The following is an 11,468-nucleotide window of genomic DNA, read 5'->3' on the forward strand; positions in this document are numbered from 1 at the left end:
GGTTCGGCACTGCGTCGGCTGCGCTTCTTGCGCCTGTCGCCGCCTTCGCACAGGACGCAGCAACGACGGCCGCTCCGGCCGCCGCTGCAACTGCCCCTGCCATGACCATGGACAAGGGCGACAACACCTGGATGCTGATCTCCACGGTTCTCGTCCTGATGATGACGATTCCGGGCCTCGCGCTGTTCTACGGCGGCCTCGTTCGCGCCAAGAACATGCTTTCGGTTCTCATGCAGGTCTTCATGATCACGGCCGTCGTCATGATCATCTGGGTCACCTACGGCTACTCGCTGGCCTTCACCGACGGCGGCTCCCTGAACAGCTTCGTCGGCGGCTTCTCCAAGGCCTTCCTCGCCGGTGTCGACACCACGTCGCTTTCCGAAACCTTCACGAAGGGCGTTGCCATTCCGGAGCTGACCTTCGTCTGCTTCCAGATGACCTTCGCCTGCATCACGCCTGCCCTGATCGTCGGCGCATTCGCCGAGCGTATCAAGTTCTCGGCTGTCATGCTCTTCGTCGTCCTCTGGGTCACGTTCGTCTACTTCCCGATGGCGCACATGGTTTGGTTCTGGGGCGGTCCGAGCGCATATGACGGTCCGTCGGGTCTCATCTTCTCGTATGGCGCGATCGACTTTGCCGGTGGCACGGTCGTTCACATCAACGCCGGTATCGCCGGTCTCGTCGGCGCGATCATGCTCGGCAAGCGCACAGGCTATAAGAAGGAGATCATGGCTCCGCACTCGATGACGCTCACCATGGTCGGCGCATCTCTTCTGTGGGTCGGCTGGTTCGGCTTCAACGCCGGTTCGAACCTCGAAGCAAATTCCTACGCATCGCTCGCAATGATCAACACCTTCGTCGCAACGGCTGCTGCCGCTGTTTCCTGGTGCATCGTTGAAACCTTTGCCCGCGGCAAGGCTTCGATGCTCGGTGCTGCCTCGGGTGCCGTCGCCGGTCTCGTTGCCGTTACGCCGGCGGCTGGCTTCGCAGGTCCGATGGGGTCGATCGTTCTCGGCCTGATCGTCTCGCCGGTCTGCTACTTCTTCGTCGACGTCGTGAAGAACAAGTTCAACTACGACGACAGCCTTGACGTTTTCGGCGTCCATTGCGTCGGTGGTATCCTCGGCGCAATCGGCACCGGCATTCTCGTCAACCCGGCTCTCGGCGGTGCAGGTATCGTCGACTACTCGACGCCGGACTTCGCCGCTTCCTATGCCGGTACGGCAACTCAGGTCTGGGCTCAGTTCAAGGGCGTCCTGACGACCATCGTCTGGTCCGGCGTAGGCTCCGCGATCCTCTACAAGATCGTTGATGTGATCGTTGGCCTGCGCGTGACCGTCGAAGCGGAGCGCCAAGGTCTCGACCTGTCGACCCATGGCGAAGCCGCTTACCACTCTTCTTGATTGGCGTAATTGCGGCGCCCGGCGAGGGCGCCGCTGAACAGCCCGTCGCGGCTTATTGATATGTAAGCCGCATTTGGCCCGGACCTTGAAGGTTCGGGCCCTTTTATTTTCGCCCTGCATCGCTTGGGCATGGTTAACATCGCTTTAACCCTCCTCTGGTTAGGTGGAGCGGACGCACATTGCGCGGCGACGCATCGGCGATTCGCGCGCTCAGCATTGGACGGGTTGGGTACATGGCAAGAAGCACGTCGCCGGCGATCGATAACCGGCCGGACCGGTTCTCTCTTTCCGGGTTCCTGTTCAGGCAGGCGCAAGCCCTCGCGGGTTTTGCGATCTTTCTGCTCTTGGCTCTCGTGGTCGCAGCGCTTGCGACCTGGAACGTCACAGATCCGAGCTATTCCTACGCGACCAGCAATCCGCCTACCAATATTCTGGGTTATGGCGGTGCCGCCTTTGCCGACATCGCGATGCAGTTCTTAGGGCTTTCGAGCGTGGTCGCGCTGCTACCCGTTGTTGCTTGGGCTCTGGCGCTGATTTCCGGCCGTCACATCAGCCGCATTCCAGCGCGGGCAGGTGCCTGGGCGCTGGGTTCGATCCTTTCCTCTGCCGTCGTCGGATGCTTTCCGCCGCCGCTCACCTGGCCGCTTCCGAACGGCATCGGCGGTGTTGTCGGCGATATGATCCTTCGGTTCCCGGCGCTCTTCGTCGGCGCCTATCCCAGCGGCACATTTGCAACGGCCGTGGGCTGCGTGTTTGCGCTGCCGACCGCCTGGATGATGCTCTTCGCCGCCGGCATTATCGGCCGCACGGAAGCCGACGAGGATGACGCTGACGATCTCGTCGATACACGTTCCAAGGCACGCTCGGTTGGCGATGCCGATGACGGTGATGACGAAGAAGAGGGCGGCTGGCTGGCGTTTGGGGCGCTGACGCATGCCTGGTACATGAGCCAGGCGCGCATGCGCCGCATCTTCGGCATGGGGCCGCGCAAGCGTCGCCAAAGTGATTTTGAATCGCCCTACGACTTCAACGATGATGAATTCGGAACGCTCAACGAGCCTATCCGGGCCAAGGCACCGGCAGGCCGTGGTCTTCGGGTCGATCCGTCCATGGAGCAAGGTGCCTCGCAGCGCCGCGTTGTTTCCGCGCCGTCGATCTCGCTCAGTGATGACGACGACGATGACGATGTGCCGTTTGACAGTGACATGCCTCCGCGCCCGGCCGGTATCCTGCCGGATGAGGATGGCGACGACTGGATGATCCGTGCACCAAGGGCTTCAGGCGGAAAGCCCGAGCCGCACGTTGTGCCGCAGATATCGCGGCCGAAACCGGGAACCCGCATCGAACGCGAATCGCAGGGTTCCTTCATTCGGCCGGAGGGCTTTCAGATTCCCTCCGTGCATCTGCTTGCCGAGCCAAAGAATGTCGTTCGTGACTCGTCGCTTTCCGCCGATGCGCTGGAGCAGAATGCGCGCATGCTCGAAGGCGTTCTTGAAGACTTCGGCGTCAAGGGCGAGATCATCCATGTCCGTCCCGGCCCGGTCGTGACGCTCTACGAACTTGAGCCGGCTCCCGGTATCAAGTCCTCTCGTGTCATCGGCCTTGCCGACGACATTGCCCGCTCCATGAGCGCGATCGCCGCCCGCGTCGCCGTCGTTCCCGGCCGCAACGCGATCGGTATCGAGTTGCCGAACTCGACGCGCGAGACCGTCTTCCTGCGCGAACTGATCGCCTCGCGTGATTTCGAAGGGTCCAAGGCGAAGCTTGCGATGGCGCTCGGCAAGACGATCGGCGGCGAGGCCGTCATTGCCGATCTCGCGAAGATGCCGCACCTGCTGGTGGCCGGCACCACCGGCTCCGGTAAATCCGTCGCCATCAACACCATGATCCTTTCGCTGCTCTACCGCATGACGCCCGAGCAGTGCCGCCTCATCATGATCGATCCGAAGATGCTGGAACTCTCCGTCTATGACGGCATCCCGCATCTGCTCTCGCCTGTTGTCACCGATCCGAAGAAAGCCGTCGTTGCGCTCAAGTGGACGGTTCGCGAGATGGAAGAGCGCTACAAGAAGATGTCCAAGATCGGCGTGCGCAATATCGACGGCTTCAATGCCCGTGTCGAGCAGGCGCTGGCCAAGGGCGAGGCGATCTCCCGAACCGTGCAGACAGGCTTTGACCGCCACACCGGCGAAGCCATGTACGAGACCGAGGAATTCGACCTGCAGCCGATGCCCTACATCGTCGTCATCATCGACGAAATGGCGGACCTGATGATGGTCGCGGGCAAGGATATCGAAGGTGCGGTCCAGCGTCTCGCGCAAATGGCGCGTGCGGCCGGCATTCACGTCATCATGGCAACGCAACGCCCGTCCGTGGACGTCATCACCGGCACCATCAAGGCGAACTTCCCGACGCGCATCTCCTTCCAGGTCACGTCGAAGATCGACAGCCGCACCATCCTTGGGGAGCAGGGCGCCGAACAGCTGCTCGGCATGGGCGATATGCTCTATATGGCGGGCGGCGGGCGCATTCAGCGCGTCCACGGCCCCTTCGTTGCCGATATGGAAGTCGAAGAGATCGTTTCCTATCTCAAGACCCAGGGAGCGCCGCAATATCTCGACGCGATCACCGCTGACGACGACGAGGACGGCGACTACGGCGGCGGTCCGGCGGGTACGGCCAACCTGTCGGACTCCGAGGATCCCTATGATCAGGCGGTGGCAATCGTGCTCAGGGACGGCAAGGCTTCGACCTCCTACATCCAGCGCCGCCTCGGCATTGGTTACAATCGTGCCGCTTCATTGATCGAGCGAATGGAGCAGGAAGGCATCATCGGTCCTGCAAATCACGCCGGCAAACGAGAAATTCTCGTTCCGACGGAAGGTGATATACTCGATCGCTAGTGCCGGAACGGGGCAATGGCTTCACGGAAACCTGATAGCCCCGAAAACGTTACTTTCTGCAGCGATGCTTCTGCGCCATGAAGACGCCGCGTTTCGGCAGCATGCAGGGCATCAAAGGAGACCTAGATGACCAACTCCGAACTCTATTTCAACGGCTTCTCGCTGACACGCCGGCACCTTCTCGGTGCGATGGGGCTGGCTGCCGTTTCGATTGCGGCTCCCGCCAATGCCTTCGCACAGGCTGCGCCGGACGGTTCTGCCGTGGCACCGGCTGCGCCAGACGGTTCAGCGGCGACACAGACTGCCGCTCGCGGTTCCACCGCCGGCGGTTCCGCAGCGGCGCAGGCGATCGCGGATCATTTTTCCGGAGTCGCCACCATGCAGGGCGAATTCGTGCAATTCGGCCCGCGTGGCGAACAGACGGGCGGAAAATTCTACATCCAGCGTCCAGGCAAGCTGAGGTTCAACTATGACAATCCGTCGCCGATCCGCGTCATTTCCGACGGCAGGAATGTTGCGGTCGGCAATTTGAAGCTGAAGACCTGGAGCCTTTATCCGCTTTCCAAGACGCCGCTCAGCCTGCTGCTTGCACGCAGGATCGACCTGTCGGACGGCTCGGTGAAGAGCGTGAAGGAAGAATCGGATCTGACGACGATTGCGCTCGGCAACAGAACCATCTTCGGCAGTTCGACGATTACCATGATGTTCGACCCAAAGACCTACGATTTGCGTCAGTGGACGATTACCGACAATCAAGGCAAGAACACCTCCGTGATGGTCTTCAACGTGAGGACCGGCGTCCAGTTCGACGACAAAGTCTTCAGGGTGCCCTACGAAAGCATCCAGGGCACTGCGGCTTCCCGCGATTGATGCTGAACGACACTCTGTGAAAAATGCCCGGTGAAAGCCGGGCGTTTTGCTTACGGACGTTCCATCGGCACCCCCTTTCCTCTAAGGGCTTTCTAGTCCTGTTGGAAAGGCAATGGCATGAGCTTCTCGATCACTACCTGGAACATCAATTCCGTGCGGCTGCGCATGCCGATCGTCGAGCAGTTCGTTCTCAAGCATCGACCGGACATCCTGTGTCTTCAGGAGACCAAGGTTCCGAACGAGCTCTTCCCGGCAGCTCCCCTGCGCGCCATGGGCTATGACCACATCATCATACATGGCCAGAAGGGATACCACGGCGTTGCCATTGCCTCGCGCATTCCGCTTCTGGAAGACCATCGTCTGGACTACGGCAATGTTGGTCACGCACGTCACATCTCGGCGCTCTTCGAGCGTGGAGCACGCCGCGTCCGGCTGCATAACTTCTATGTTCCGGCCGGCGGCGACGAGCCGGATCCGGCCGTCAATCCGAAGTTCGCCCACAAGCTGGACTTCGTCGGGGAAATGAAGCTGCTGAAGGCCAACGGCGAAGCGAATACTTCGGCGATCCTCGTCGGCGACCTGAACATCGCGCCGCTTGAGCATGACGTCTGGTCACACAAGCAACTGCTGAAGATCGTCAGCCATACGCCCGTGGAAACTGAAGGTCTGCTGGAGGTCATGAAACGCGGGGCCTGGCTCGATCTGATGCGCCAGCACGTGCCGCCGAGCGAAAAGCTCTACACTTGGTGGAGCTATCGCGCCAAGGATTGGCAGGCCGCCGATCGCGGCCGCCGTCTCGATCATGTGTGGTCATCCTCCGATCTCGGGCCGCTGCTTCAACGCATCGAAGTCCTGAAGGAAGCGCGCGGCTGGGATCGTCCATCCGACCATGTGCCGGTGACGGCGTTCTTCAATCTCTGAGATTACGAAAAGCGGTGAAGCTGCGCGGTCGCTCGCGCCGCCAATCGCGCGATGTTGTCGCGGATGCGGTTTTCTATCACGCGGGCTGCGTCCGGATATTCTTCAATCAGTCTGTGGAACAGCGCCCGGGTGATGCGGATCACGCTGGAATCTTCCCGCGCGACCGCTGTGAATTTGCGCTCCACGAGGGTTACCAGCGCGAGCTCGGACAACAATGTGCCGGGGCCCGCGATATGCTGGACCTTCGGCTGACCATCCGCGCCTGTTGTGCTGAGCTCCAGCGCGCCGCCGACCACGACGTAGGCGCTCTCCGCAGGCGACCCCTCGCGGAACAGCATCTGCCCGGTGGAGATCAAACGCCGGTCGGAGCCGAAGGCGATCAACCGCAGTTGGTCAGAAGACATGCCTCCGAAGAGCGGCTGCTGTGCCAGCAGGTCAATATCGTCTGTCAGAGCCATGCGGCTTTTGCCTTACGGTATGATCTTGTATCCGCCATTTTCCGTCACCAGGATTTCGGCATTCGATGGATCGCGCTCGATCTTCTGGCGCAGGCGGTAGACGTGCGTTTCAAGCGTATGGGTCGTCACGCCGGAATTGTATCCCCATACCTCTTCGAGAAGAACGTCACGTGTGACCACTCTCTGCTCGGCACGATAAAGATAACGGATGATCGCCGCTTCCTTCTCCGTGAGGCGGATCTTCTGGCCGTTCTGAGTGGTCAGAAGCTTCTGGCTCGGTTTGAAGAGATAAGGTCCGACGGTGAAGGTTGCATCCTCGCTCTGTTCGTGTTGCCGAAGCTGAACGCGGATGCGCGCCAGAAGCACGGCGAAACGGAACGGCTTGGTGACGTAGTCGTTGGCACCCGCCTCCAGGCCAAGAATAGTATCCGAATCCGTGTCGTGCCCGGTCAGCATGATGATCGGAGCCTTGAAGCCGCCCTTGCGTAGCAGTTTCACTGCTTCTCGTCCGTCCATATCCGGCAGCCCGACATCCATGATCAGCAGGTCGACAGGCGTATTGCGGGCGACTTGTAAGCCCTTGCCGGCAGTCGGCTCCTGCAGCACCGTGAACTCGTCATAGAGCGAAAGCTGCTCCGTCAATGTTTCGCGGAGGTCGTTATCATCATCCACCAGTAGAATGGTGCGTGCGGTCATGCGGTTCTGTTCCTCAGATTCCGTCCAATCAAGTCCTACGCCATATTCGATCATTGGCAAAGACCAGAGACGCGCTGTTGCCGGTGCTCGGCCGATGTGATTTCAATTGAACTCACAAGCAAAACAACAACATGTGAGAAAGATGGAGAAAAAAAGGCGAACCCGAAGAACGGTGCCATCCACCATTATCGTCCGCCCGGCACCCGGCAAGAAGAGTCGCGCGCTGGTTCAATGTGGTCCTGTCGTCGTCTCAGCGGCCATTGGCCGCTCAGGCAGGACACTCTTAAAGCGGGAGGGCGATGGCGCAACGCCGGTCGCATCGATGAAGCTGCTTTGCGGCTTCCGCCGCGGCGAGCATCCGCGCCGTCTGGAAACCGCGCTTCCGATCCGCCGCATCCGCGAGGACATGCTCTGGTGCGACCAGCCCAACGATCCGAACTACAATCGTCTCGTCAGGGCGCCGTTCCGTCCGAGCCACGAAGAGATGAAGCGCAAGGATGGGCTCTACGACATCTGTCTCGTCATGGACTGGAATATCACCTCTCGTGCGCGCAATCGCGGATCGGCCATCTTTTTTCACCTGATAAAGCCGGGCTACCAGCCCACCGCCGGTTGCGTGGCCGTCAGCCCGCGCGACATGCGCCGGCTTTTGCCGCATATGCGCAGGGGAACAATCGTGCGTGTTCTCTGAGCCGTCAGGGGTGATAATCTGCCCGCCGCGTCCTATATCCGTTTGACCGGCGTTTGGGCTGAAACGCGTTCCGGGAGTCCGCTTTTAGACTGAGATCATGCCCGTCCCATGTTTTAAACTTACGGAGATATATTGTGGCCAATCAACCGATCGTCACCTTCCACGACGGACATTCCATTCCCCAGGTCGGCCTCGGCGTATGGCAAACGCCGCAAGAGATTGCAGCGCCGACGGTCCGCAAGGCCCTCGAAGTCGGTTACCGCCATATCGATACGGCTTCGGGCTATGACAACGAAGAGGGCGTCGGCGAAGGCGTGCGCGCATCAGGACTCGACCGCAAGGATGTTTTCATCACGACGAAGCTTCGCAACACCGATCAGGGCTACGACAGCACGATGCGTGCCTTCGAAGGCAGCTTGAAGAAGCTCGGCACGGATTACGTCGATCTCTACCTGATCCACTGGCCATCGCCGCACCGCGGCCTGTATCGCGAAACCTGGAAGGCTTTCGTCAAGATCAGGGAGGAAGGCCGCGCCCGTTCGATCGGTGTTTCCAATTTCTATCCCGACCATCTGGATCATATCATCGGCGACACCGGCGTGGTTCCGGTGATCAACCAGATCGAACTGCACCCGGATTTCCAGCAGAAAGCCGCGCAGGATGCGCACAAGAAGCTGAACATCATCACCGAGTCCTGGAGCCCGCTCGGCCAGGGTAAGTTCATCGCGAACCCGGTCATCGGCCAGATCGCCCGGAAGCACGGCAAGACGCCGGCGCAGGTCATCATTCGCTGGCACATTGATAGCGGCCTGGTCGTGATCCCCAAGTCGGTGACGCCGTCGCGCATCGAGGAAAACTTCAAGGTCTTCGATTTCAAACTCGATGCAGAGGATATGGCCGCGATCGCCAAGCTCGACGACAGGAGCGCTCGGATGGGACCGGATCCCTATACGGCAACGTTCTGAGCTGTCGATGGGAGGGCGGCGTCGGAACCGCTCTCCCGCGCCTCACCGATGCCGCTTACTCAGGCGAGTGCCCGTGGCCTGACGAAGCGCTCGAGATGTCCGCTTTCCGGTGTGATGTCCTCCCAGCGATCCGCCTTGAAATCGATGATCGCCATCCCGGCGGTCACGAACTTTTCCTTCAGGCGTGCCCAATCCTCTAAGTCGCCGCTGCCGATGAGGCCGTTCGCGAAATCCTGAAAGCCGGGGTTGTGTCCAACAAGCATGACCGTCTGCACCGTTGGCTCAATCCCGCGGAGAATGCCAGCAATCCGCGCCGCCGGGGCTTCGTATAAGTCCGGCACATCGCGTTTAACGGCCGGACGCGGCAACTCCTTGGCCAGCAGCTTCCACGTTTCCTGCGCGCGGCGCGCGGTTGATACGAGAACCAGATCGGGAAGGAGTTTCTCGCGCGCCATATAGCTACCGATCAACGGCGCGGCTTTGCGCCCGCGATCAGCAAGCGGGCGGTCATGATCCGCAACATCGCCCGGCCAGGCGGACTTTCCGTGCCGCAGAAGAAAAAGGCGCCGGTGCTTTGGCAAAGGCTTGTGTGACGCATTCATGTTGCTCACCCAAGGGCAACGAAGCATTCGAGAAGGCTATTGTCTCACTGAATGCACGCCTTGTCTTGCGGAGATGATATGCCTCCCTCCGAGTGGGAGGGAGGCAATTGTCGTTAGTTCCACTCGCGAATATCGATGAAGTGACCTGCAATCGCAGCGGCTGCCGCCATCGCCGGCGAGACGAGATGCGTACGGCCCTTGAAGCCCTGGCGGCCTTCGAAGTTGCGGTTGGAGGTGGAGGCGCAGCGCTCCCCCGGCTTCAGGCGGTCGTCGTTCATGGCAAGGCACATGGAGCAGCCCGGCTCGCGCCAGTCGAAGCCGGCGGCTTTGAAGATCTTGTCGAGGCCTTCGGCTTCCGCCTGCTCCTTCACGAGGCCGGAGCCCGGCACGATCATGGCGCTGACGGTGGAAGCCACCGTCTTGCCCTCGACGACCTTGGCGGCAGCGCGCAGGTCTTCAATGCGGCCGTTGGTGCAGGAGCCGATGAAGACGCGGTCGACGGCGATGTCGGTCATCTTCGTGCCCGGCTTCAGGCCCATGTAATCAAGCGCACGCCACTTGGAGGCACGCTTGGTTTCGTCCTGGATTTCATCCGGGTTGGGAACGACGCCCTGGACCGAGACCACGTCTTCCGGCGAGGAGCCCCAGGACACGATCGGCGGCAGTTCGGCGGCGTTGAGCTTCACGATGCGGTCGAAATGTGCGCCTTCGTCGGTCTTCAGCATCTTCCAGTAGGCGATCGCCTGCTCCAGATGCTCGCCCTTCGGCGCGCGCGGCTTGCCTTTGATGTATTCGAAGGTGATCTCGTCCGGCGCAATCAGGCCGGCGCGGGCGCCGCCTTCGATCGACATGTTGCAGATCGTCATGCGGCCTTCCATCGACAGCGCGCGGATCGCTTCGCCGGCATATTCGATGACGTAGCCGGTGCCGCCGGCGGTGCCGATCTCGCCGATGATGGCAAGCACGATGTCCTTGGCGGTAACGCCGGGCGGCAGCTGGCCGTCGACCTGCACCAGCATGTTCTTGGCCTTCTTCTGGATCAGCGTCTGCGTCGCCAGAACGTGCTCGACTTCGGACGTCCCGATGCCATGGGCGAGCGAGCCGAAGGCGCCGTGGGTCGAAGTGTGGCTGTCGCCACAGACGATCGTCATGCCCGGCAGAGTGAAGCCCTGTTCCGGCCCGATGATATGCACGATCCCCTGGCGCTTGTCGTTCTCGGAGTAATACTCGACACCGAATTCGGCGGCGTTCTTGGCAAGCTGCTCGACCTGGATGCGGCTTTCTTCGTTCTTGATGCCGAGATGCCGGTCGGCCGAGGTTGGAACATTGTGGTCAACGACGGCAAGCGTCTTTTCGGGTGCGCGAACCTGGCGGTTCGACATGCGCAGACCTTCGAAAGCCTGCGGCGAGGTAACTTCGTGGACCAGATGACGGTCGATGTAGAGAAGACAGGTGCCGTCTGCCTGTTGGTCGACCAGGTGATCGTCCCAGATCTTGTCGTAAAGGGTACGCGGTGCGCTCATGGCGTTGTATCCGTATTGAAGCGTATGGAGAAAATGGAGTTTGGCGGATAGGCCCGCCGGCCGTCATTCGATCAACGAAGTCGGCTGTTGAGCGCACCGGATACGGACGCAAAGAAACGTGCCGGCAGGCGATAATGGTCCTGCAGCACGAAGACATGCGCGCCAATGCACTTGAACTTGCTTTCCATGGTGCTGGATATAGCGATTTTTCTCGGCAACGGCAATTTGAATCGTGCAGTGCTATCGCCGCTGGACCTCGCGCATCCTCATCTCCACTTGTCTCAAGGCCAGCGACAATCCGATCGTCAGGATCAGATAGATGTAGGTGACGATCGAATAGGTCTCGAAGAACCGGAAGGAACCGGAAGCATAGACCTTGCCCATCTGCGTGATGTCGGACACGCCGAGAACCGAGACGAGGGAGCTGTCCTTGACC

General features: G+C 60.6%; 10 protein-coding genes and 1 pseudogene. 6 read left to right on the top strand and 5 right to left on the bottom strand.

Translation table 11 applies throughout. The annotated features are described in order from the left end of the window. From ACPYOJ_RS32250 to ACPYOJ_RS32265, 4 genes are all read left to right on the top strand, one after another. The coding region (locus ACPYOJ_RS32250) for an ammonium transporter (protein WP_481419883.1) at positions 1-1,403 on the top strand (1,403 nt) is incomplete at its 5' end. A 233-nt stretch (positions 1,404-1,636) separates the two neighbouring features. Beyond that, a complete protein-coding gene (locus ACPYOJ_RS32255) occupies positions 1,637-4,306 on the top strand; it encodes an FtsK/SpoIIIE family DNA translocase (RefSeq protein WP_481419884.1) in 2,670 nt (889 codons plus the stop codon). Positions 4,307-4,432: 126 nt separating this feature from the next. Beyond that, the gene (locus ACPYOJ_RS32260; protein ID WP_481419885.1) at positions 4,433-5,176 is read left to right on the top strand and encodes an outer membrane lipoprotein carrier protein LolA; all 744 of its coding nucleotides are present in this window, start codon (positions 4,433-4,435) and stop codon (positions 5,174-5,176) included. Between the two features lie 117 nt (positions 5,177-5,293). Further along, positions 5,294-6,097 carry an exodeoxyribonuclease III gene (locus tag ACPYOJ_RS32265; protein ID WP_481419886.1) on the top strand — a complete coding sequence of 268 codons (804 nt, stop codon included), beginning with the start codon at positions 5,294-5,296 and terminating at the stop codon, positions 6,095-6,097. A gap of 2 nt (positions 6,098-6,099) precedes the next feature. Here ACPYOJ_RS32265 and ACPYOJ_RS32270 read toward each other — a convergent pair whose 3' ends face one another. Further along, positions 6,100-6,555 (bottom strand): cyclic nucleotide-binding domain-containing protein, encoded by a 456-nt coding sequence (locus ACPYOJ_RS32270; protein WP_481419887.1) that lies wholly within the window; start codon positions 6,553-6,555, stop codon positions 6,100-6,102. Positions 6,556-6,567: 12 nt separating this feature from the next. After that, complete coding sequence (locus ACPYOJ_RS32275) at positions 6,568-7,251, bottom strand: response regulator transcription factor (protein ID WP_168831721.1); 684 nt, start codon at positions 7,249-7,251, stop codon at positions 6,568-6,570. A gap of 142 nt (positions 7,252-7,393) precedes the next feature. Between ACPYOJ_RS32275 and ACPYOJ_RS32280 the strand changes: the two genes are divergently transcribed. Both ACPYOJ_RS32280 and ACPYOJ_RS32285 read left to right on the top strand, forming a co-directional pair. Next, positions 7,394-7,942, top strand: a complete 549-nt coding sequence (locus tag ACPYOJ_RS32280; RefSeq protein ID WP_481419888.1) for a L,D-transpeptidase family protein — start codon at positions 7,394-7,396, stop codon at positions 7,940-7,942. Positions 7,943-8,076: 134 nt separating this feature from the next. Beyond that, a complete protein-coding gene (locus ACPYOJ_RS32285) occupies positions 8,077-8,907 on the top strand; it encodes an aldo/keto reductase (RefSeq protein ID WP_481419889.1) in 831 nt (276 codons plus the stop codon). 59 nt (positions 8,908-8,966) lie between these two features. Here the strand turns inward: ACPYOJ_RS32285 and ACPYOJ_RS32290 are convergent, their stop codons facing one another. The 3 genes and pseudogenes from ACPYOJ_RS32290 to ACPYOJ_RS32300 form a co-directional block, all read right to left on the bottom strand. Continuing rightward, on the bottom strand, positions 8,967-9,509 hold the full coding sequence (locus ACPYOJ_RS32290) for a SixA phosphatase family protein (protein WP_481419890.1): 543 nt from the start codon (positions 9,507-9,509) through the stop codon (positions 8,967-8,969). A 113-nt stretch (positions 9,510-9,622) separates the two neighbouring features. Further along, positions 9,623-11,032, bottom strand: a complete 1,410-nt coding sequence (gene leuC / locus ACPYOJ_RS32295; RefSeq protein ID WP_481419891.1) for a 3-isopropylmalate dehydratase large subunit — start codon at positions 11,030-11,032, stop codon at positions 9,623-9,625. Positions 11,033-11,272: 240 nt separating this feature from the next. After that, positions 11,273-11,468 (bottom strand): annotated as a pseudogene (locus ACPYOJ_RS32300) (amino acid ABC transporter permease); the annotation flags it as partial.

Source organism: Rhizobium sp. SVR5-9E (genome assembly GCF_056755095.1).

Bases quoted from the DNA above. Each gene is read 5' to 3' on its own strand.
- ACPYOJ_RS32255 (WP_481419884.1), top strand. From the start codon at position 1,637: ATGGCAAGAAGCACGTCGCCGGCGATCGATAACCGGCCGGACCGGTTC.
- ACPYOJ_RS32260 (WP_481419885.1), top strand. From the start codon at position 4,433: ATGACCAACTCCGAACTCTATTTCAACGGCTTCTCGCTGACACGCCGG.
- ACPYOJ_RS32265 (WP_481419886.1), top strand. From the start codon at position 5,294: ATGAGCTTCTCGATCACTACCTGGAACATCAATTCCGTGCGGCTGCGC.
- ACPYOJ_RS32270 (WP_481419887.1), bottom strand. From the start codon at position 6,555: ATGGCTCTGACAGACGATATTGACCTGCTGGCACAGCAGCCGCTCTTC.
- ACPYOJ_RS32275 (WP_168831721.1), bottom strand. From the start codon at position 7,251: ATGACCGCACGCACCATTCTACTGGTGGATGATGATAACGACCTCCGC.
- ACPYOJ_RS32280 (WP_481419888.1), top strand. From the start codon at position 7,394: ATGGAGAAAAAAAGGCGAACCCGAAGAACGGTGCCATCCACCATTATC.
- ACPYOJ_RS32290 (WP_481419890.1), bottom strand. From the start codon at position 9,509: ATGAATGCGTCACACAAGCCTTTGCCAAAGCACCGGCGCCTTTTTCTT.
- leuC (WP_481419891.1), bottom strand. From the start codon at position 11,032: ATGAGCGCACCGCGTACCCTTTACGACAAGATCTGGGACGATCACCTG.